A 21772-nucleotide genomic window follows, 5' to 3' on the forward strand; every position below is an offset into this window, starting at 1 on the left:
TGTATCAATCAGAAGAGGAATTTAAGAATGATTGAGGAGCGCTTTCGTTGGTTATAGCGTAAAGTCTCTCAAAAGTAAGAGGTAGATAAGGAGGAAACTAGTTTGTCAAAATATATAATCTCTATAAATTAGATGTTAGATAACTTTATCTTGAGGAACTAATTATAGATTTTTGGCAACGGGAAGTCATGGATGAATTAGAAGATTTGTTAAATGAATTAAGAAAAACTTTAGAGCGATGGAATGTCCAAACTGTGGGAATTGCCATGCAGGGAAATTTAGCGGCAGAAAAGAAAACGACGGATAAAACCCATAAGGATGCGGTAAAGGAAGCGGAAAATTCATTTTCTAGTAGTCGTGATCAGTTAGAAAATTCTTTAAAAGGAGGATTTGCCAAAAAGGTAATAGAAGTATTCGATGAACAAGAAAAAGAATTGAAAGTGTTTGAATAAGTCAGTGTTATCACAAGAATAATAAGTGTTAGTTTGGCGGGCTGTTCACTCTATGTTTCTTTTTATAATTGATTTATCCGAACCCCAAGCTACCTTGTCTAATAAGTGGAGTTAAAATGTAAAAAAGAACTTGAGAAAACGATTTGTTTTCCCAAGTTCTTTTTCGATGTTGGATGATGGATTTCGTTTCAAAAAACACGCTATGCATTAGTCTATAGTATCAAGCCATTGCTTGGCATGGGTCAACTCATCCATTGTCAATTGATGTCCTTGATCTGTGATTTGTGTTGTTACTTTGGCGCCTCGTGAATCAAATTCGCGAACTAATTGACTAAATGAAGTATTAGAAACGATTGGATCTCCTTCGCCAAAGGATAACCAGACAGAAGTGTCAGGGAGTTCTGATTTTTCCTGATAGTCATCTAAGGACATCGGGTGAAAGAAGAGTCCTTTTTTTAGTTCTGTCTGTTGAGCCAACATGATATGAGCGGCAATATTTGCTCCGTTTGAAAAACCGACAACGATCCAATCAGTTAATGGGATATCTTGTAAGTGACTGATTTCCTTGATTTTATTATATAGGTTTGTAGATTCTTCAGCTAAACTATCATAGTCGAATTGGTTCAAGCCGTTTCTTTTGAAAAAACGATTCAAGCCTTGCTCGTTGATGTTCCCTCTAAAGGATAAAAGAGTACTTTCAGGTGCAAGAAACGCTGCAATTTCCAAAAGTGAGTGCTCATCGCCACCAGTTCCATGAAGTAAAATCAATTTTTTTTGTGTTGCTTTTCCTTGTCTATAAAGATACTTCAAATGACTCACTCCTGTCGTCGTTAATCTACCCGTTTTTGGTTCGCATCACGCGTGTCAAAAGGTCGAACATACGCTTCGATTTCTTTTCTTTTTGCTTCCAATAATGGTGGCAAAGCAAGGATCTCTCCAGCTGTTTCAGCGGGTTCATCTCCAAAGAATCCAGGACCATCAGTGGCTAATTCAAATAAGACATGAGTAGAAGCTAAGAAGTACTCAGATTCAAAGTAAAAGCGATCAACAAATCCAGAGCTAGGCAGGGACGTTTGGTTGATTTTGTTGATCCAAAACTGTAGTGCTTCATGATCAGCGACGCGTAAAGCGAGGTGATGGACATTGCCGTACCCTTCGATGGCTTTGGGTAGATCGGCACGATGTTCGACGATGATACTAGCGCCGTTTCCACCAGCACCGACTTCAAATAAATAAAAATCATCCACTTGTTCGATTTCTTTAAAACCGAGTAAGGCCAGCAATACTGTTCGGATCGGCTCAAGATCACTCACACGTACGATGACCGGACCCAGTCCAGTGATTGCCATGTCTGTTGGTATACTACTGTTTTTCCAAGGGATCCCCGCAGGAACGCCGCTATTTTTTTCATCTGAGATCAATTGATACGCTTGTTCATCGAAATCTTCAAATTCAAGATATTTCTTACCAAAACGTTCTTTGATCTCAGAATGAGTGATTTGGTATTTTTCAAAGCGAGTCAACCAATACTCTAATGCTGTATCGGAAGGAACACGAAAAGAAGTGCGCGCGATCGTGTCCGTTCCTTTCGTTCCTTTTGGCTGGTTGGGAAAATCAAAAAAGGTCATATCTGTACCGGCAGAGCCATGTTCGTCGGTGAAATATAAGTGGTAAGTTTCAATATCATCTTGATTCACTGTCTTTTTGATCAAACGCATGCCTAAAATGTCTGTAAAGAAGTGATAGATTTTTGCTGCGCTAGATGTCATTGCTGTCACATGGTGGACGCCTCTGATTGTTGTATCCATAATTTATCCTCTTTTCTTTTAACTTACAAAAAGTAAGTAAATATTGTTAAAATTAGTATAGGGCGTCACCAAAAATTTTGCAATAAATATGTCTTGCTAGTTGAAACAGAGATTGCTTCTGGAATATTGTTCGCTCGATTTAATGAGTGGGAGAGGTGTAGTCAGCTAAGATGATATAAAAAAGCAACGCTCACGATAGTAAGATCGTAGACGTTGCTTAGATGGAATGACGATAGGAAAAGTCAGAATGCTTATTGATTTCCACGGACATCCAACAGTGAATAGTTACGGACATCAAAGCGATTGCGGCTTGAGGAATACTCGATCGGTTGACCATCTTTTAGATAGACTACTTGCTGGACTTCAAGAACTGGATCGGTCTCTGCACAATTCAAATATTGTTGATCAAACGCAGAGCTTTTATCTGCTGAGATCGCGCGATAGGCTCCAGCAAAATGGACATTGAGTTCTTTGTGCAAATAATCATAGATCGATGATAGGAGATGCTCTTTCTTTAATCCTGGAACAAGTTGCACTGGCATAAAAGTATGTTCTAGAATATACGGTTCATCATCTAAGATACGTAGGCGATGAATATTATACACAGGCTGTTCCGCATCGATCATCAAGCGTTCTTGAATAAAAGCATTAGGAAACTCAACATCGAATTGAATGATCTGACTTGTCAGCGAGCGTTGTCGGCGTTTCATTTGTAAACTTAATCCTTCGTATTCATTAGCTGGAGAAGTATCTTTGTTTAAATAAGGATGGCTTAAAATCTTAGTTCCAGACCCTCTTTGGGAATATACGAGTCCTTCCATGGCTAAGATGTTGATGGCTTTTTTGATCGTCATTCGACTAGCATTGAATTCTTCGACTAGATCCACCTGATTTGGTAAAAAACTATTTGGTGGATATTTTTTTGAACGAATTCGATCTCTTAGGACATTTGCGATTTCTTCATATTTTGGCACGTTTTTCACCTCACTTTGAGTATAACGAAAGATCATAGCGCCGACAACCAATAAAAGCATGAGAAGCGCGGATAGCTTTATCAGAGAATTTATTTTTTAATTTTGGTACAGGAAATAGCTGACTGATATTTTATAGAGGACAGTTGCTCATTGCGATCAATGAAATACCAATTTATGTATGTTTCAAAACTTAAAGAAGCACCCATGAAAATGCAACGAGCAAATTTTCGTGGATGCTTCTTTGATTATTGTTCGTGAATATGATTATTTCAACTTCAAATACTACATTCCTTTAGTATAAGATCAAACAACATCCAAATCAGGTTGTTTATCTAAGATCATCAAGAATGGATACCAGATAACTGCAACGATCACAAAATCGATCACTTGGAGTAAGCCACCTAACCATGAGTTAGTGGCTAAGACACCACTTGCGATGATTGGCACTGTCCATGGAACGGAGACACCAGTTGGCGCTGGTACGATACCTGCTGCCATTACAAGGTAGTTGAACGTTGTTACGACTAATGGTGCGACAACCCAAGGAATCAAAATAGTTGCATTCAATACGATCGGTAAACCAAAAATTGCTGGTTCATTCACGTTGAAGATTCCTGGTGCAAGAGCTAAACGACCGACATCACGATATTGTTTTTTCTTCAAAACAAAGGCCATCAATAGTACAACTGCTAAAGTCATACCTGATCCACCGATTCCGACAGTGAATGTTTCCATAAATGGTTTTGTGATGATGTGTGGCAATTCTTGACCATTTTGGTAAGCTTCTAAGTTATCAAGCATTAAGGTGTTCCAAATCGGGTCCATCACAGAGTTGACAATGATTTGACCATGAAGACCAAAGAACCATAAGAATTGTACAAAGAACAAGGCAATTAAAGTTGCAGGTAAACTACTTCCTAAACCAGTCAATGGTTTTTGGATAACTTCGTAAACCACATCATGCAAGTTTGCGTGGAAGACACCAGTCATTACAGCATTGATGATCAAGAAAACGGTCAAAGTAACAACTGCTGGTATCAACGCCGCAAATGATTTTGTCACAGCGGGTGGCACGCTTGCAGGCATTTTGATCTGCCAACCACGTTTAGTGATTCGGCAGTAGATTTCACCTGCGATGAAAGCTGCGATCATCCCGATGAACATCCCTTTTGCACCTAAGCGATCAAGAGTCAACACACCTGATACTTCTTCGCCACCGACAGTTGTCATGACGAAAGGTGTTAAGATCAAGAAGCTGGCAAATGAGACAGCACCTCCAAAAATACCTTCTACATCATATGATTTAGATAAATAATAGCCAATACCAAAAGTAACAAAGACAGACATGATACTCATTGTTGCATTTTGTCCATTTCCAAATAAGCTAGACAACGTTCCTTTAGTCGCATCACTAAAGAAAGGTAAGTTATTGAAAACGACAACAATCGATCCGAACATTGTTAAAGGAAACGACAACATAAATGCATCCCGTAACACTGTCAAGTAACGATTTTGCCCTAGTAGGTTCGCTAAAGGCATGATTTTCTGAGCAAGTTTATCCATAAAACCGTTCATTTTATTCACCTCTATTATAATTTGCAATCGATTACAAAATGAGTATAACTTCAATTTAGATAAATGTCTAGTCATTTATTTAAAAAGTATTGATTTATTTTTAAGGTTTGGTATGATTACGTTATCAAAAGAAAAATAAGCGAGGGACTAAACATGACAAATTATGTATTTCCAGAAAATTTTTGGTGGGGTTCAGCTGCAAGTGGACCACAAACAGAAGGACGTGTAGCAGGAGATGGAAAAGGAGAAAATATTTGGGATCATTGGTACGACTTGGAGCCTGAGAAGTTTTTCAATCAAGTAGGACCAAGCAAGACTTCTCAAGTCTACACGAAGTATAAAGAGGATGTCGCATTGATGAAAGCTACTGGTCATAATACGTTCCGAACATCGATCCAGTGGAGTCGTTTGCTTCCTAATGGTACAGGGAAAGTAAATGAGCAAGCAGTCACTTTCTATCGTACGTACTTTGAAGAACTGATTGAAAATGGTATTGAACCCTTCGTCAATCTCTTCCATTTTGATATGCCGATGCCTTTACAAGAAAAAGGTGGCTGGTTAGCGAGAGAGACTGTTGATGCTTATGCTGAGTATGCCAAAACATGTTTTGAGTTATTCGGCGATCTTGTGAAGAAATGGTTTACGCACAATGAGCCAATCGTCCCTGTAGAAGGTGGCTATCTTTATCAGTTCCACTATCCAAATCATGTGAACTTCAAAGAAGCAGTTCAAGTGGGTTTCCACGAAAACTTAGCAAGTGCGAAGGCGATTCAGATCTACCATGAAACAGGACAAGATGGGGAGATCGGTATTATCCTGAATTTGACTCCAAGTTATCCACGTGACGAAAATAATGCGGAGGATGTGAAAGCTGCGGCGATTGCGGACGCCTTTTTCAATCGCTCATTCCTTGATCCAGCAGTAAAAGGTGAATTTCCACAAGAGTTGATCGATATCGTCAAAGAATTGGATATCATGCCTGTAATGGAAGAAGGCGATTTGACGATCATCCAAGAAAATAAAGTGGATCTATTAGGAATCAATTACTATCAACCCCGACGGATCAAAGCGAAAGAAACACCGATCGACAAAGATCGTGCGCCGTTACCAGATGATTATTTCGATAACTACGATATGCCGAATAAAAAAATGAATCCTTATCGTGGTTGGGAAATTTATGAGAAAGGTATCTATGATATCTTGACGAATACGAGAGAAAATTATGGCAATATCAAATGCTTTATCTCTGAAAATGGCATGGGTGTCGAAGGGGAAGAGCGCTACGTGAATGAACAAGGCATGATCGAAGATGATTATCGTATCGAGTTTGTGACAGATCATTTGAAATATGTGCATCAAGCCATTCAAGAAGGAACAAATTGTTTAGGGTATCATATGTGGACATGTATGGATAACTGGTCATGGACAAATGCGTATAAAAACCGTTATGGCTTTATCGCAGTCGATCTAGACCAAGATGGGAAACGGACGATCAAAAAATCAGGTCACTGGTTTAAAGAAGTAGCAACAAATAATGGTTTTGATGCTTAACTAACAGCTTAAAAAACGAGTGTTTTATAACTAAATGAATGGGATAAATTATTTTGAAATAAGGCGGTGAATCTAAAAATTAGATTTTCTGCCTTGTTTTTTCTGTTGGAACCATGGGCTTTTGAATCATATCCATAAGAATTGTTCTTCGTTTCTAATCGTGCTACACTAAAAGAAAAGAAGGAGGCGGTTTCAATGGTAGATACGTATAAAAATATTTTAGTAGCAATCGACGGTTCAGAAAAATCAGAAAAAGCATTTATTGAAGCAATCGCAACAGCAAAAAGAAATCAAGCAAAGTTACACATCTTGTATGTAAATGAGGTGTCAGGAAATTATTTTGGTGACTTTGCTTTTGTCACAACAAGTTTACAAGAAGAGTTAGATGAAGTGGCAGACAAACAAATGAAGGAACATCAAAATCTAGCGATCGAAAAAGGTTTGACGGATATTAAAACATATGTGTTATACGGTTATCCCAAAACATTGATCGCAAACTTCAACGAGTCACAAGAACCAATTGACTTGATCGTTATGGGGTCAACTGGGTTAAACGCCGTTGAACGTGCATTGGTTGGTTCAACGACTTCTTATGTGGTAAATCACGCGAAATGCAATGTGTTAGTAGTAAAATAGAAGATGATGTTCGAACTATTTACTTTTAACATATAATTTATCCGTTTTTGAGGATGCTGCATGATTCATTGCGCATCCTTTTTTGTTTTTCAGCAGAAAATGCGGTAGGATAAACAAGACAAACGTATTTCAAATAGGAGATGGATGAAATGGAACAACAATATGTCCAAGTAATGACGATCGCTGGATCAGATAGCGATGGAAGTGCAGGGATGCAAGCAGACTTGCATACGTTTTTTACAAGAAAGGTCTATGGGGTATCTGTTTTGACTGCTTGTGTCGCTGGAAATTCTTATGGAATCGGTGCAAGTGTTCCTTTACCTACGGATTTTATCGATAAAGAATTTGAACTGCTTGCAGATGATTACCAAGTCAAAGCAGCAAAGACTGGGATGTTAGCCGATGCGACATTGATCAATACCGTGGTCAAAAATATTCAACTGTATGATTTTGGTCCCTTAGTCGTTGATCCAGTCATTATGACGAAACATGGGAATCAATTATTGGAAGAAGAAGCGTTGACTACATTAAAAACAGCATTACTGCCATTGGCAGAAGTAGTGACCCCTAATTTTTATGAAGCCGAAAAACTAACTGGTCTCAAATTGAGAACAGAAGAAGACTATGAAAAAGCGGCTAAGATCCTCCAAGAGCTGGGACCCAAAAATGTTCTGATCAAAGGACATCATACTAGTGATTCCAATCAACAAACAGTGAGGGATTATGTTCGTTTAGCTTCAGGAAAAACATTTTGGTTAGAAGCGCCATTTTATGCAACAGATCGCATCAATGGAACAGGTGATTCTTTGTCTGCGTGTATTGCTGCAGAATTAGCAAAAGGAGAAACAGTGGAAGCAGCCATCCGTATTGCGAAACAATATGTCAATCAAGCAATCAAAGAAGAACTTTTTATTGGACATAAATATGGCCCAATCAATCATTGGGCGGCAAGTACGATCGACTAACTGATAGCAAAAATGATTTTAAACAGCACTCCCCTGATAGCTACTAGTGCATCCTAATGGATTCTGGTGGTTCTCAGGGGAGTTTGTTGATTAAGTAGATAACTTTAGAAAAATAAGTAGTTGTTTTTTGAAAAATAGTTAAACACTGTCTGGACTCCAAACGCCAGAGACGTCAAAACCAAATAGATCTCCCGTCTGACCTTTGATTTTTACATTGACACCGTATCCTTGATCTTCATAGGCATAGTTCGGAATAAAGTATTCTGCATTGATTGTCGCAATATCAACAAACCAGGTTTTACTGAAATTACCATTATTCGATTTTACGACACTGGCAGTAAATTGTTGATTCTTTGAACGCGAATTTGCTTTCATATAGGCAGAAGTAGCATTTTCTTTATGACGTACCCCCGTATAAGCGGAACTACCTCCAATACTAGGAGTAAAGGTAAAGTGAAAGGCAGTGTCTGCATTGTTGCTTAGCGTGTTGACCTCATTTGCAAATGAAGGGATTGCAATAATAGAACCTCCTAAAACTCCTAACGAAACTGTTGCATAAAATAACCTTTTTTTCATCTTTTTAACATCCTTTCTTAATTTTTGTGTGTTATTATATGTTTCGTAATAAGTATATCCCATGTTTAAAGAAAGCGCAAACAAAAAAATTTTAGTAGGAGAAGGTTTATGAGAGCAATTCTATATCGTGTGCTAAGAAGACGTCAATTTATTTATATGTTAGCTTTTATGGTAGTTCTAGGTTTATCTTGCTTGTTTACATATGGTATCATTGGGCAATACCCATGGAAGGGAGGGTATGACGAACCGACCAGTCTTTATTCATTGCATATGCTTGTTATTCCGGCAGTAACTTTAATAACGTTTAAGTTTTCTTTTTCGTTGCTTGCAACGATTCCAATCGGGGATATTTTAGCGGAAGATCGCCAGAGTGGTTATATGAAATCGATGGTGTCTCACATCACGTTAAAAAAGTATTTGATCAATCATTTTTTGTTGGCTTTTCTCATTGGTGGGTGCTTAGTGGTTATTCCTGTCCTTGTTAATTTTATTAGCCTCCTGTTTTTTATTCCTGTGACGCCTTTGCATCGATTTTATAGTATGTTTTTGGTCCCTTCTGATGAATTCATGCCCCATTTGTATTATGACCATCCAGGCATCTATTTGTTAGTGCGAAGTGCCTTTCTCTTTTTGTATGGTGGCTGTCTCTCTTTATTTGCTAGTATTTGCGCCTATTTAACACACAATCGTTACCTTGCTATCTTGATTCCAATGTTTTTTGTTTTAGTCAGCGATATGTTGATCAGTGTGTTGCGTGCTGCAAAATATAGTTTGAGTGATCAATTTATTGGTACAGAAAGTTTTCAGTTGACAGGTGTTTTGTTTGTCGTAACTATACTGCTATTTGCAGTCATGACGGTGATCTATGGGGTGAAGAAGAATGAGATTTAAGCAAACCATTTGCTATTATTTGTCGCTTACTTCACATAAGAAAATCTGGGGCTGTTTTTTCATAGGGATGATCTTCAGTTTGGGTAATTTAGTTTATCAGTATTATCAGATGGGACAGCAATACGACGAGTTAGATTTACTGCTTTATGGACCATACGGTATTTTAAATGGAGGAATAAATGGATTTATCAGTTCTATTTATTTGATGATATGGCTGTTTTTTATCCATAGCTTAGATAAAAAAACAGAAGAAAATTTTTACTTATTACATGTTAAAACAAAGTTGAAACTATTGGTGAATAAGGATCTAATCATGGTTTTGAGTCTGATCCTCTACATAATTTTCGTTTTCCTGGGATTTATTTTCGCCTACCTCATCATGTACGCTCTCGTTAAGGGAGAATTGGTGGAGGCAGAGCTAACTTTATTGAATGTTGGTAAGATCGCAGCCATCAAGTACTTACAATTTTTATTTATAGGACATCTTTTTCTCTTATTAAATAGAGTAATTAGAAATTATTTAGTCGTTGTATTAATGGTTATGACAGTATTTATTATAAACTTAGTTGACTCATTTCCGGCTTTTAATCTCGTGTTTATCGTTAATCGACAACAAATAACGGCTCAAGGTACATTTATCGCTTGGCTGGGTTTATTGATTTCTCTGAATCTTTTGCTTTTTGCAGCAAAATATACAGTCACTCTACTAAGGAGGTCCAACCAATGGTGCTTACCTCGATCATGATAGTCACTAGACGGATGATCAGTTTTACCTTTACCTATGGGAAAAAATGGTGGATTTCTACTGGGGTGTTTTTGATAGGTTACCTTTTAGCGATTAAGTATATGTATCCTAGGATCGTTTTTGATGGAGAAAGTATCCTTACTTTCTTGTTTCAAGGTCCTTATCCTATTCATAACTATACAGACTATTTACTTCCTTATCTTTGGCTTTTGTTTCATCTGTTCTCATTGCTATTTGTTTTTTTCCCGATTATTGAATTATTGGAAACACAAAGTATTTTTTTATTGATCCGGATCAAAAGTAGACGTAAATTGGCAATTTCGATTTTTCTTACGATTATAGTGGATTGTTTTGCCTATCTTCTCATTTTTTTCAGCGCACTTTTTTTAATTTTTTATTCCGCTGATTTTTGGTCATTGGCTGTTATACATTATAGCTTTCTATTATTTTCGACGGTTATCTTGCTTAATTTTTTAGCCGTATTCATTTATTTTATTTATTCAAACGGTATCTTCTCGTTATTGATCTGCATGGGCATGCTGGTTGTTGCAAGTCTAGTCAATTTTAAGTTTATGCCTTATAAATATTCATTGATTCTAACTAATGATATTCATTTCTATTTGACCCATCCTACATTATTCGTGGTTTTAGGAATACAGTTGGGATTATTGTTAGGTTATTTGGTTGGTATTTTATTTTTCATTCGTAGGCACATATTTTAGGAGGGTTTCCATGGCATTTTTAGAAATAAAAGAAGTAACCGTTGAAAGAAAAAAACAACGAATCCTTAATGAGGCAACGATTTCAGCTGAGCTTGGTGACGTTGTAGGTTTCATCGGTCAAAATGGTTCGGGTAAAACAATGCTTTTTAAAGCAATTTGTGGCTTTATTCGTCTTTCAAAAGGAAAGATCAAGGTAGGGGAAGAAACAATCGGCAAAGAAGTAGACTTTCCTTCTCATACAGGAATGTTGATTGAAAATCCTGGATTTATTGGTTCGATGACAGGTTTTGACAATTTATATAGCTTGTCGTTATTGACCGATAATGTCAAAAAAGATGAGATTGTTGAACTATTAACACTCGTAGGTTTATTGGATAAACAGAAAGTTAAGGTTACCAACTATTCTTTAGGGATGAAACAGCGTTTAGGAATTGCGCAAGCGTTGATGGGTGATCCGACGATGATCATTTTAGATGAGCCTTTTAATGGGTTGGATAATCAAGGAATTGAATTGTTGATCGAGATTATTGAAGAATTGAAGTTAAGAAATAAGCTAGTCTTGCTGACTAGTCATCGAAACGAAGATTTGCAAAGAGTTTGCACCAAATTTTATCAAGTTGATCGTGGAAGTTTTTCAAGAATTGAGGTATCGAATGATGAGAAAAAGTAAAATTTTCTTTTTTTGTCTGGGCGGTTCAATAATCTTAGCAGTCGCGGCAACTCGTATTATCGAAATCAATCGTGGAGTACCCAAATCATTTGCAATTACCACTTACCATTTGAACGACGTAGTTTCTTTAAATGATTTAGAACTCACTGTTTTAAACTATTCTAAAGGAAAGTCCTATCATTATGATGGTGGGAACCCGATGGACCAATATGAGTTTATGCCTGTGACAGTTGCAGTAAACGTCAAAAATATATCGCCGGATGCCCAGGATTTGGCAATTTTGAAAGAAAGTCGGTTATTTAGTGGCTACAACTATTACAATACAGGTGATGTTGACTTTCCGCAACAGGTACTAGATCCTCAACAGCAAACGACGCTTACATATGTCTACACGGTCGATGCAGAAAAAGTAGAAGAATCCTTTCAATTTGTGTTAACAACTCAAGCGTTACTTCGATTTGATCAAGCAAATTATCATGCTAGTTACAATAAAGGAATCTATAAAGGAGTAGCAATTTACCTATGATCGTTCCAATACAATGGAAATTTTTGAATGGTCTCTTTTTTTCTTAATGCTCGCAAGACGGCTCAACAAAAGAAACTCCCTTAGCAGACTTTAAGAAATCTGCTAAGGGAGTTTCTTTCTTGAAATATCCTATCAATGAAATAAGGTTGTCATTACAACGGTTGATTATTGAAGGAAAAATAGTTTACAAAATCGGTGAGAACAGTCTGGAGATCTGTTGTTTGAACAGCAACCAATTTGACATTTCTTTGACTGTTTCAGTGGTCATCGGGTTGCTTGCTTGTTCATCGAGTGCGAATTGGTCAGCTAATTGTTGCAAGAAAGCTGCATCATAAATGATTGCACTGCTTTCAAAATTCAAGCGATAGCTTCGGATATCTTGGTTGGCTGAGCCGACCATGCAGATCTCATCGTCCATGATCAATGTTTTCGCATGTAAAAAGCCATTTTCATAAACTAAGATTTGTACATTTTCCTTGATCAATTGGCGAGCGTAGTACTGAGTTGCTCGGTAGATGAAAGGATGATCTGGTTTGTTAGGAATCATGATCTTCACCTCAACACCGGAAGCGGCAGCGATTTTCAACGCAGCGATCACACTTTCATCAGGAACTAAATACGGTGTTTGGATCCAGATACGTTTTTTTGCTGAACTGATCAGCTTGATAAAGGATAACTTTATCTGTTCCCGTTCATTGTTCGGTCCGCTAGATACAAGTTGGATCGATGTTTGGTATAGTTGATCCTGATCCTTTTTCTCTACTTTGTAAAAATAATCTAAATGATAGCCAACTTTTTTTTGATCCGGCACAGAGACATTCCAATCCATCAAAAAGCGAAGTTGTAGTAAAGAGGCGGCGGCACCGTAAATACGAATATGTGTATCTCGCCAATAGCCAAATTTTTTGGTGTGATTGACGTATTGATCGGCAATGTTGAAACCACCTGTGTACCCGATCTTACCATCAACAACGATGATTTTCCGATGATCATGATAATTTAGACGAAAGCGTAGAAGTGCCCGTTGCGAAGTGATGAATGTATGGACATGACCGCCATTTTCGACTAACTTTTTAAAATCTTTTGTTTTTGTGCCATGAGAACCAAAGGCATCATAGAGTAAGCGGACTTCGACACCTTCTGCTGCTTTTTTTTCCAATACTTTTAAGATCTGTTGACCGATATTGTCGGTAACAAAAGCATAATATTCGATATGGATGGAGTGCTTGGCTGCTTCGATATCTTTCAGCACAGCAGTTAATTTCTCTTGACCGTCTGTCAGGAGTGTGACGGCGTTTTTTCGAGTGAGTGGCATTTGATTCAAGGATGAAAAGAAATCAACGAAGTGCTGATGATCTTCATTCTGGATGATGGGATCATAATGTTCCAAGGTATCTCCCTTGAAATCTTGGAAATTCTCCAGTTCTCTCAAATCACTCTGACGGAGATGGAATTTTTTCTTGTCGGTCAACCCCCGACCAAAGAAAAGGTAGAGAATAAAACCAAAACCAGGTAAAGCAAATAAAACGAGCAACCATGCCCAGATCGCTGCGACGTCACGAGGTTTGATCAAGATAGTTACAAGTGCAATAAGTGCGTTCAGTACATATAAGAAAGTAATAATGCTTCCTACCACGAGTAAATCCTCCTTTATATAATAACACTAGTATAGCATGAGAAAGGTGAGAAGCCTATTCACAAGAAAACAAAGGTGGAAATTTTTTGAAAATATCATGAGCGATAAGCAAAAGTTGTTGCAATTTAAAAATAAATCATGTAGGATAAAAGTACAGTTGAATATCTCCTTAGGGGAGTAACCGACAACATTTGTTGTGATAATATCAACAGTAAGTTAACCAATTGGTTTTCTGGTATTGTATGAAATGGTGAGACCTAAGACAAATCCGTATTTGTCTTAGGTCTCTTTTTTTTCAGGCGATAGCGGAAACAATAACTAAAATGGGGGATGAAATTTGGAAAACAAGGAACACGCACAATCAACGGTCTACAAAGAATCGATCGACACGTTGATGCAACAAACGCAAAGCTCACCTGATGGGTTGAGTAGTACGCAAGCAAAAGAAAAATTGGAAAGAGATGGCTTGAACCAACTGAAGGAAGCGCCGAAGAAGCCAACTTGGAAACTGTTTCTCGAAACTTTTAAAGATGCGATGGTAATTGTGTTATTAGTTGTTGCATTGATTCAAATGGTGATGGGTGATTATATCGAATTTTTCGTTATCTTTGCCGTGTTGATGTTGAACTCAGTGATCAGTGTGATCCAAACGAAAAAAGCAGAAGGTTCACTTGAAGCATTGAAAAACCTTTCTGCACCAGATGCAAAAGTGATTCGTGACGGAAAAGAAATGACGATTCCAGCGAATGAATTAGTGGTTGGGGATATCGTTTTACTTGATGCAGGTGACTATGTACCGGCAGATGGACGTCTATTAGAAGCTGGTTCATTAAAAGTTGACGAAGGGATGTTGACAGGTGAGTCGACATCAGCAGAAAAAGAAGTAGTAGAAATCACTCAGACTGTGCCGATCGGTGATCGCTTGAATATGGTCTTTAGTGGTACGATCATTACTTACGGTCGTGGAAAATTCTTAGTTACTGCTACAGGAAACAATACAGAAATCGGTGAAGTTGCTGGTTTATTAGAATCAACAACGGAACAAGTGACACCACTACAACGTGGGTTGGATAAATTCAGTAAGAAGTTAAGTTTAGCCATTTTAGGCTTATCATTAGTGATTTTAGGTATCCAGTTATTCCGTATCTACATGGGTGGCGGAACAGGAGATATGACGGCGGATATCGTTAGTGCCATCATGTTTGCAGTTGCGGTTGCCGTAGCAGCGATCCCAGAAGCATTGCAATCGATCGTAACGATCGTCTTATCATTAGGAACAAATAAAATGGCGAAGCGACATGCCATCATACGTAAACTTCCAGCCGTAGAAACATTAGGCTCAACGAGTATCATTTGTACAGATAAAACTGGAACATTGACACAAAACAAAATGACTGTTGTTGACTATTATTTAGCCAATGGAGCAACTGGTGATTTTTCAAATGATCCAAAAAACTGGTCTGTCGATGAACGTCGTTTAGTTGAGATCAGTGTCTTGGCAAATGATGCGTCGATCAGTGAAGATGGTTCAAAATTAGGCGATCCTACAGAAGTAGCTTTCATTGACTTCAGTGAAAAAATGAACCAACCTTATCGTGAGATCCGTCAAACGTATCCAAGACAAGCGGAATTACCATTTGACTCGGATCGAAAATTGATGTCGACAGCACATGAAATCGACAATCAACAATTCTTATTTGTAAAAGGTGGACCTGATATCGTCTTTGGTCGTAGTACAAAAGCGTTGGTAAATGGTGAAGTCGTGCCAATGACAGACGAGTTAAGAAAAAAATTCCAAGAACAAAACGAAGCATTCTCAAATCGCGCATTGCGTGTGTTAGCCTTTGCTTACCGTCCAATCAATAGCTTAGAATTATCATTTGATGATGAAGATGATTTGATTTTAGTCGGTATCATGGCAATGATCGATCCGCCAAGAGAAGAAGTTACACAAGCGGTGAAAGAAGCGAAAAGTGCTGGAATCAAAACGATCATGATCACTGGTGACCATAAAACAACTGCGGTAGCTATTGCAAAAGAAATCGGTATTTTTGCTGAGGGTGACCAAGCGTTGACTGGTACAGAATTAGATGAATTATCAGAAGATCAATTGAATGAAGTATTAGAAAAAGTAACCGTTTATGCGCGTGTATCTCCGGAAAATAAAATCCGTATCGTGCGTGCTTGGCAAACAAAAGGTCATATCTCTGCGATGACGGGTGACGGAGTAAATGATGCACCTGCCTTGAAACAAGCAGATATTGGTATTGCAATGGGTACAGGAACTGACGTAGCCAAAGATGCTGCAGCAATGGTTCTGACAGATGATAATTTCGCATCGATCGTCAGCGCAGTGGAAGTAGGACGTAATGTCTTTGATAATATCAAAAAAGCCATCTCTTACTTGTTCTCAGGAAACTTAGGCGCGATCATCGCGATCATCTTTGCCTTGGTTGCAGATTGGTCAAATCCATTTACAGCTTTACAATTATTGTTCATCAACTTAGTTAACGACTCATTACCAGCAATCGCGTTAGGAACTGAAAAAGCAGAGCCAGCGACAATGAAACGTCCACCAAGAGATCCAAATTCAGGTATCTTTACGGACAAAACATTGATCTCTGTGACATATCGTGGCGTATTGATCGGTATTGCGGTTATTTTTGCTCAATGGTTAGGAATGCAACATTCACCTGAATTTGGCGTGGCGATGTCCTTCACAACGTTGATTTGGTGTCGTACATTGCAAACATTCCCAGCCCGTTCAAATACACAAACAGCGATCCAAGCTGGTTTCTTCTCAAACCGCAGTGTCCTATTAGCAGTTGCTGTATGTAGTGCGCTTTACTGTATTGCGATGATCCCAGGACTAAAAGAAGTCTTCTCGATCCCAGCAGCGTTTGGGTTGACTGAAGTCTTCACTTGTATTGGAATCGCGCTTGTAACGGTTGTATTGATGGAAATCACTAAAATGATTTTGGTACGTGTACAAGGAAACAAATAATTATTAAAGACAAAATAGTTCATCTATCACTTACTAATAACAATAAAATGTGATAGTTTTAAGCCTTTCGAATCAAAAAGAAATCCACGAGAATCGTTTCTTCGATTTTCGTGGATTTTGATTTATACTAAGAAATAAAGCTCATCGTTTCTCTCATAAAAAATTTATTCCGAAAAGTGAAAAAGAAAGGAAAATTATCCAAATGGACAAAGAAGAATGGAATACCTTTGCGAAAGACTATTACGAATCACAAAAAGAATCCAGTACGACGATCGTAGAGGATGTCGTTGCTTATCTAAGAAGCGAGGATTTATTACCAGCTGGCTCATTCGCAGATGTTGCCGGTGGCGCAGGGCGTTATCTGCCGTTAGCAAAAGAAATAGAACAATACGAGTTGATTGATTTTTCAGAAGAAATGCTTGTGTATGCTGAACATGAAGCGCAAGTACTGGGGCTAATTAACTGCCAATTCATTTTGCAAGATTTTACTAATTTTTTACATGAAGAGAAGACTTATGACCTTGTTTTTTCAGCGGCAAATCCTGCCTTGGTTACTTGTGAACAACTGGAAAAATTGCGTAGCAAAGCGACGAAAGCATGTTTGATTCTAAGAGTAGTCGCCTCAGAAGATAATGTCTTCGTACCTCTTGAAAGGCGTTTAGGAATCGAGGTATCTGATCCTCACACATCGCCGGTTATAATGGACCAATTTGAGAAGTATTTGTCAAAGGAACATCTTCCTTATAAGAGACAGGAATTCGCTTATGATTCACAGGAAGAAGTCACGGCTTCATTTTTGCAGGCTTACTATGAAGAAATGCAAGATGATCCACGTTTCCAGTCAGCTCTCCAAGAATTATTTAAAAACAGTGAGACAATTCAGAGTACAAATAAACTGACCTATCGATTATTGACTATTTATTAGTCAACGATCGAGGTCAGTTTTTTGCATTGATTATTTTTCTTTGTAAAAACGAATATCATTTTCAACTTTATAGATCGAATAAGGTAGATCTGAATGATATTCAGCTGTTTCACCATGTCCAGGTAATGTTTCATTGAAGATTTCTTCATATTGATCAACCGTCAATGCTTCACGGTTATCTAACATCGCATGATTCTCTTCTTTGAACAAGAAATTTTGATAGTCTTCTTCTAAATACCCAGTGAAAAACTCACTCACAGCACCAGAACCATAGCTGAATAAACCGATACGGTCACCCGATTTCAATGCTTGAGAGTTTTCTAACAGAGAAATCAACCCTAAATAAAGTGAACCAGTGTATAGATTTCCAATTCGTCGACTATAGGTGATGCCTTCTTCATAACGTGCCATCAAACGTTCTTGCGTTGCTTCATCTGTTTCTTCGATCACACTTTGCAACGCTTTTTTTCCCATTTTTGTGTAAGGGATATGGAAGGTAAGTGCGTCATAATCTGCAAGTGTTCGACCTGTTGTTTCTTTATATCTATTCCAGACTTTTTGGAAAGACTCAATATAGGTAGAGTTGGACAATGGTCCATCTACTACAGGATATTGGCTATAGCTTGGACGCCAAAAATCATAAATATCTTCTGTTAAAAAGACACTGTGGTCTTCAAGAGACAGAATCCGAGGGTTTTGTGTGATCATCATAGCGACCGCACCTACACCTTGCGTCACTTCACCACCACTTGCTAAACCATAGCGGGCGATATCGCTCGCAATCACTAAGACTTTACGATCTGGATGATTTTTGACATATTCTTTTGCCATATGCAAAGCTGCTGTTCCCCCGTAACAAGCTTCTTTTACTTCGAATGAACGAGCAAAAGGTTGAACTTTTAACAAATGATGGATGATCACAGCACTTGCCTTTGATTGGTCGATGCCTGATTCGGTACCTACAATGACCATATCGATTTTCTCACGATCTTCTTCTGTGACGATTTTACTCGCTGCATTTGCTCCTAGCGTGACGATGTCTTCATAAACTTGATTGACAGCCATCTGATCTTGACCGATCCCGATATGGTATTTGGCAGGATCATCTCCACGTCTGTTTGCTAATTCAGTCATATCTAAAAATAAATTAGGAATAAAAAAGGAAAGACGATCAATCCCTATTTTCATTTCAACACCTCTTTACTCATGATAAAAAACTTACTTTATTAAAGTATCACAAAATCGCTAAAAGAAATACAAAAAAGCTAATTTTTAAGGATTTGTAAAAAAATATAGCGCTTTTTTTAAAAGGTGTATGTTATATTTGTATTTCCGGTAAAGAATGGTATATTTTTGTAGGAGATACTTGACAGTTAGAAAATAATCAACTGTCCATCTTTTATACAATTTAATAAGAAGTGTATTTTAATTTTTACGAAACCATTCAGATTGTTCTATCCATTTGATATAGACAAACGTTTTGAAGAATGTCTCGTCGGTTACAGCGTGACGTTTTTCGCAAATATATGAGAAATAAGGAGGGAATCCGTTTGCGCAAAAGATTGTAACACCTATAAATTCGTCGCGTTTTTTATAATACGTAGATGAGTAAATTTATAGACTTTGGCAACGGGTGGCTTAACTTGAAGGAAGTCGTTATTATAGATGCTGCACGAACACCGATTGGAAAGTATCGTGGTAGCTTAAGCAGTTATTCTGCTGTTGAGTTGGGAACATTCATCACAACAGAAATCCTTGAACGAACAGGGATAAACAAAGAAGCAATCAATCAAGTCATTTTTGGAAATGTGCTTCAAGCAGGGAATGGGCAAAATGTTGCACGGCAGATTGCGATCAATAGCGGAATCCCCGTTAGTGTTCCGGCAATGACAATCAATGAAGTCTGTGGATCTGGGATGAAATCAGTGATCCTTGCGCGTCAACAAATCCAACTAGGCGAAGCGGATCTGATCATAGCCGGTGGTGTGGAAAGTATGACTAGAGCGCCGATGATCCAAGTGAGCGATCCAGAAAACGAGAAAATCGAAGAAATCTCAAGTATGGTCAATGATGGATTAACCGATGCATTTTCCAACACTCATATGGGACTGACAGCAGAAAATGTGGCAAAACAATTTGCTGTGACGAGGGCAGAGCAAGATCAATATGCATTGGCTTCACAAGAAAAAGCAGCAAAAGCCAGCGAGTCAGGGATCTTCAAGGAAGAAATCATTCCAATTTCACGTAATGAAGAAGTATTTGCAACGGATGAAGCAGTGCGAGGAAATAGTACATTAGAAAAATTAAGCACCTTACGGACGGTTTTTGCGGAGGACGGCACAGTTACTGCTGGAAATGCTTCACCTTTGAACGATGGTGGCTCTGTACTGATCTTAGCGTCTAAAGACTATGCGATTGCTCATGAATTACCGTATTTAGCTACGATCAAAGGAGTCTCTGAAGTTGGGATCGATCCAAGTATCATGGGGGTAGCTCCAATCAAAGCAATTCATACATTGATGGAGAAAACTGGGCTTTCCTTGGATGACATCGATTTATTTGAAATCAACGAAGCGTTTGCTGCGTCATCGATCGTTGTGAATCGTGAATTGAATCTCCCATCAGAGAAAGTCAATATTTATGGTGGTGCGATTGCGTTAGGCCATCCGATTGGTGCTAGTGGCGCTCGTATCTTGACTACTTTAGGCTATGCGTTAAGAAGGCAGCACCAACGATACGGCGTAGCTTCATTATGTATTGGTGGCGGCCTCGGATTAGCTGTTCTTTTGGAAGCAAATTTGCAAGAAACTGGTGATAACGAAAAAAAAAAGTTTTATGAACTAACGCCAGAACAACGTAGACAGCGATTAGTTCAAGAAAAAGTGGTTTCTCAAGCAGAAGCAACAGGTTTTAAAGAATCTGTTTTAACAGAAGATATCGCCAACCATTTGATTGAAAATCAAATCAGCCAAGTAGAGATCCCATTAGGTGTCGCATTGAATTTTCAAGTGAACGGTCAAAAAAAATGGATTCCTATGGCAACGGAAGAACCTTCAGTAATTGCTGCAGCGAGCAATGGCGCAAAAATATGTGGCGATATCAGCGTTCAGATACCACAACGATTGATGCGTGGGCAAATCGTCTTGACCGGTCGTTGTGATTATCGAAAAATCAAAGAAGTCATTGAAGCAAGAAAACCAGAATTGGTCACTTGTGCAAACGAAAGTTATCCTTCGATCGTCAAGCGTGGTGGAGGCGTTCGAGAAATTTCTACTCGAGAATTTATGGGGAGCGAGCATGCCTATCTTTCACTTGATTTTTTAGTGGATGTCAAAGATGCGATGGGTGCGAATATCATCAACTCGATTTTGGAGGGAGTTGCGGTTCGTATCAAAGAATGGTTCCCTGAAGAAGAAATCTTGTTCAGTATCTTAAGTAATCTGGCGACGGAATCTTTAGCGATCGCGACTTGTATGATTCCTTTTGAGCGATTGGCAAAGGACAAAGAAACGGGTCAGCTGATTGCTGAAAAGATTCGTCAAGCGAGTGAATACGCAAAGTTGGATCCTTATCGGGCAACGACCCACAACAAAGGAATCATGAATGGTATCGAAGCGGTCATCTTAGCTACAGGAAATGATACACGAGCAGCCGCAGCGGCTATTCATGCCTATGCTGCTCGAAATGGTAGTTACCAAGGGTTGACTGACTGGCAAATCAAGGAAAATCATTTGGTAGGGAAATTGACGGTTCCTTTAGCTGTTGCGACAGTAGGGGGCGCTTCCCGCGTCTTACCGAAAGCGAAAGCTTCTTTAGATATGTTAGCAATTGATTCTGCACAAGAATTGGCACAAGTGATTGCAGCTGTTGGTTTAGCACAAAACCTGGCGGCACTGCGTGCACTTGTTAGTGACGGTATTCAAAAAGGACATATGTCCTTACAAGCGAGAGCATTGGCAATCACAGTTGGTGCCAAAGGGGACGAAATCGAGAGAGTTGCCGCAAAGCTTAGGGAATCAGGAACGATCAACCAACAAAGCGCACTAGCTGCCTTAGCAGCTATCCAGGAGAGCAAAAACTAGGAATAATTTGCGAAATAGTCGTAGTAGCTGAGGA

Annotated in this window: 19 protein-coding genes; 12 read left to right on the top strand and 7 right to left on the bottom strand. The window is 38.5% G+C overall.

Features of this window, described 5'->3' with window-relative positions:
- The first annotated feature begins 188 nt into the window (after window positions 1-188).
- On the top strand, window positions 189-452 hold the full coding sequence (locus IGJ00_RS05255; RefSeq protein WP_010735819.1) for a hypothetical protein: 264 nt from the start codon (window positions 189-191) through the stop codon (window positions 450-452).
- 207 nt (window positions 453-659) lie between these two features.
- Here IGJ00_RS05255 and IGJ00_RS05260 read toward each other — a convergent pair whose 3' ends face one another.
- From IGJ00_RS05260 to celB, 4 genes are all read right to left on the bottom strand, one after another.
- Window positions 660-1262 carry an alpha/beta hydrolase gene (locus tag IGJ00_RS05260; RefSeq protein WP_074801852.1) on the bottom strand — a complete coding sequence of 201 codons (603 nt, stop codon included), beginning with the start codon at window positions 1260-1262 and terminating at the stop codon, window positions 660-662.
- Between the two features lie 20 nt (window positions 1263-1282).
- Window positions 1283-2260, bottom strand: coding sequence for a ring-cleaving dioxygenase (locus IGJ00_RS05265; RefSeq protein WP_438844160.1), 978 nt, complete (start codon window positions 2258-2260; stop codon window positions 1283-1285).
- A gap of 251 nt (window positions 2261-2511) precedes the next feature.
- Window positions 2512-3234 (bottom strand): GntR family transcriptional regulator, encoded by a 723-nt coding sequence (locus tag IGJ00_RS05270; RefSeq protein ID WP_023519447.1) that lies wholly within the window; start codon window positions 3232-3234, stop codon window positions 2512-2514.
- 303 nt (window positions 3235-3537) lie between these two features.
- Window positions 3538-4809, bottom strand: coding sequence for a PTS cellobiose transporter subunit IIC (gene celB, locus IGJ00_RS05275; RefSeq protein WP_010735815.1), 1272 nt, complete (start codon window positions 4807-4809; stop codon window positions 3538-3540).
- 153 nt (window positions 4810-4962) lie between these two features.
- Here celB and IGJ00_RS05280 point away from each other — a divergent pair, with 153 nt between their 5' ends.
- From IGJ00_RS05280 to thiD, 3 genes are all read left to right on the top strand, one after another.
- Window positions 4963-6360: a glycoside hydrolase family 1 protein gene (locus tag IGJ00_RS05280; protein WP_071866322.1), complete on the top strand. Its 1398-nt coding sequence runs from the start codon at window positions 4963-4965 to the stop codon at window positions 6358-6360.
- Between the two features lie 195 nt (window positions 6361-6555).
- Window positions 6556-6996, top strand: coding sequence for a universal stress protein (locus IGJ00_RS05285; protein ID WP_086334483.1), 441 nt, complete (start codon window positions 6556-6558; stop codon window positions 6994-6996).
- Window positions 6997-7145: 149 nt separating this feature from the next.
- Window positions 7146-7961, top strand: coding sequence for a bifunctional hydroxymethylpyrimidine kinase/phosphomethylpyrimidine kinase (gene thiD, locus IGJ00_RS05290; RefSeq protein WP_142433608.1), 816 nt, complete (start codon window positions 7146-7148; stop codon window positions 7959-7961).
- Between the two features lie 138 nt (window positions 7962-8099).
- On the opposite strand, the gene IGJ00_RS05295 is transcribed toward thiD, so the two are convergent.
- The gene (locus IGJ00_RS05295; RefSeq protein ID WP_142433607.1) at window positions 8100-8537 is read right to left on the bottom strand and encodes a hypothetical protein; all 438 of its coding nucleotides are present in this window, start codon (window positions 8535-8537) and stop codon (window positions 8100-8102) included.
- Window positions 8538-8645: 108 nt separating this feature from the next.
- Between IGJ00_RS05295 and IGJ00_RS05300 the strand changes: the two genes are divergently transcribed.
- The 5 genes from IGJ00_RS05300 to IGJ00_RS05320 are packed head-to-tail and all read left to right on the top strand — an operon-like array spanning window position 8646 to window position 12091.
- Window positions 8646-9428, top strand: a complete 783-nt coding sequence (locus IGJ00_RS05300; protein WP_438844161.1) for a hypothetical protein — start codon at window positions 8646-8648, stop codon at window positions 9426-9428.
- On the top strand, window positions 9418-10173 hold the full coding sequence (locus tag IGJ00_RS05305; protein WP_104775686.1) for a hypothetical protein: 756 nt from the start codon (window positions 9418-9420) through the stop codon (window positions 10171-10173). The genes IGJ00_RS05300 and IGJ00_RS05305 overlap by 11 nt, the downstream gene beginning before the upstream one ends.
- Window positions 10152-10895: a hypothetical protein gene (locus tag IGJ00_RS05310; RefSeq protein ID WP_438844162.1), complete on the top strand. Its 744-nt coding sequence runs from the start codon at window positions 10152-10154 to the stop codon at window positions 10893-10895. The genes IGJ00_RS05305 and IGJ00_RS05310 overlap by 22 nt, the downstream gene beginning before the upstream one ends.
- Before the next feature lie 10 nt (window positions 10896-10905).
- A complete protein-coding gene (locus IGJ00_RS05315; protein ID WP_071866329.1) occupies window positions 10906-11565 on the top strand; it encodes an ATP-binding cassette domain-containing protein in 660 nt (219 codons plus the stop codon).
- On the top strand, window positions 11552-12091 hold the full coding sequence (locus tag IGJ00_RS05320) for a DUF4352 domain-containing protein (RefSeq protein ID WP_146095542.1): 540 nt from the start codon (window positions 11552-11554) through the stop codon (window positions 12089-12091). Before IGJ00_RS05315 ends, IGJ00_RS05320 begins: the two co-directional genes overlap by 14 nt.
- A 184-nt stretch (window positions 12092-12275) precedes the next feature.
- Here IGJ00_RS05320 and cls read toward each other — a convergent pair whose 3' ends face one another.
- Complete coding sequence (gene cls / locus IGJ00_RS05325) at window positions 12276-13727, bottom strand: cardiolipin synthase (RefSeq protein WP_104775683.1); 1452 nt, start codon at window positions 13725-13727, stop codon at window positions 12276-12278.
- A 337-nt stretch (window positions 13728-14064) separates the two neighbouring features.
- On the opposite strand from cls, the gene IGJ00_RS05330 reads away from it, so the two are divergent.
- Both IGJ00_RS05330 and IGJ00_RS05335 read left to right on the top strand, forming a co-directional pair.
- Window positions 14065-16731, top strand: coding sequence for a cation-translocating P-type ATPase (locus IGJ00_RS05330; protein ID WP_438844163.1), 2667 nt, complete (start codon window positions 14065-14067; stop codon window positions 16729-16731).
- 202 nt (window positions 16732-16933) lie between these two features.
- Window positions 16934-17656: a class I SAM-dependent methyltransferase gene (locus IGJ00_RS05335; protein ID WP_074801210.1), complete on the top strand. Its 723-nt coding sequence runs from the start codon at window positions 16934-16936 to the stop codon at window positions 17654-17656.
- A 30-nt stretch (window positions 17657-17686) separates the two neighbouring features.
- Here the strand turns inward: IGJ00_RS05335 and IGJ00_RS05340 are convergent, their stop codons facing one another.
- Entirely contained in the window at window positions 17687-18844 is a 1158-nt protein-coding gene (locus IGJ00_RS05340) for a hydroxymethylglutaryl-CoA synthase (protein WP_086334489.1), read from the bottom strand.
- A gap of 455 nt (window positions 18845-19299) precedes the next feature.
- Between IGJ00_RS05340 and IGJ00_RS05345 the strand changes: the two genes are divergently transcribed.
- Window positions 19300-21738 (top strand): hydroxymethylglutaryl-CoA reductase, degradative, encoded by a 2439-nt coding sequence (locus IGJ00_RS05345; protein ID WP_438844164.1) that lies wholly within the window; start codon window positions 19300-19302, stop codon window positions 21736-21738.
- Window positions 21739-21772: the final 34 nt, after the last annotated feature.

The organism is Enterococcus sp. AZ062, assembly GCF_051715065.1.
Classification (GTDB): Bacteria; Bacillota; Bacilli; order Lactobacillales; family Enterococcaceae; genus Enterococcus_B; species Enterococcus_B mundtii.

Excerpts from the sequence above, each read along its gene's own strand:
- IGJ00_RS05300 (WP_438844161.1), top strand. The coding sequence starts at position 8,646 with ATGAGAGCAATTCTATATCGTGTGCTAAGAAGACGTCAATTTATTTAT.
- IGJ00_RS05255 (WP_010735819.1), top strand. The coding sequence starts at position 189 with ATGGATGAATTAGAAGATTTGTTAAATGAATTAAGAAAAACTTTAGAG.
- IGJ00_RS05310 (WP_438844162.1), top strand. The coding sequence starts at position 10,152 with ATGGTGCTTACCTCGATCATGATAGTCACTAGACGGATGATCAGTTTT.
- IGJ00_RS05295 (WP_142433607.1), bottom strand. The coding sequence starts at position 8,537 with ATGAAAAAAAGGTTATTTTATGCAACAGTTTCGTTAGGAGTTTTAGGA.
- IGJ00_RS05305 (WP_104775686.1), top strand. The coding sequence starts at position 9,418 with ATGAGATTTAAGCAAACCATTTGCTATTATTTGTCGCTTACTTCACAT.
- IGJ00_RS05285 (WP_086334483.1), top strand. The coding sequence starts at position 6,556 with ATGGTAGATACGTATAAAAATATTTTAGTAGCAATCGACGGTTCAGAA.
- IGJ00_RS05340 (WP_086334489.1), bottom strand. The coding sequence starts at position 18,844 with ATGAAAATAGGGATTGATCGTCTTTCCTTTTTTATTCCTAATTTATTT.
- IGJ00_RS05320 (WP_146095542.1), top strand. The coding sequence starts at position 11,552 with ATGAGAAAAAGTAAAATTTTCTTTTTTTGTCTGGGCGGTTCAATAATC.
- IGJ00_RS05265 (WP_438844160.1), bottom strand. The coding sequence starts at position 2,260 with ATGGATACAACAATCAGAGGCGTCCACCATGTGACAGCAATGACATCT.
- celB (WP_010735815.1), bottom strand. The coding sequence starts at position 4,809 with ATGAACGGTTTTATGGATAAACTTGCTCAGAAAATCATGCCTTTAGCG.
- IGJ00_RS05315 (WP_071866329.1), top strand. The coding sequence starts at position 10,906 with ATGGCATTTTTAGAAATAAAAGAAGTAACCGTTGAAAGAAAAAAACAA.
- IGJ00_RS05280 (WP_071866322.1), top strand. The coding sequence starts at position 4,963 with ATGACAAATTATGTATTTCCAGAAAATTTTTGGTGGGGTTCAGCTGCA.
- thiD (WP_142433608.1), top strand. The coding sequence starts at position 7,146 with ATGGAACAACAATATGTCCAAGTAATGACGATCGCTGGATCAGATAGC.
- IGJ00_RS05335 (WP_074801210.1), top strand. The coding sequence starts at position 16,934 with ATGGACAAAGAAGAATGGAATACCTTTGCGAAAGACTATTACGAATCA.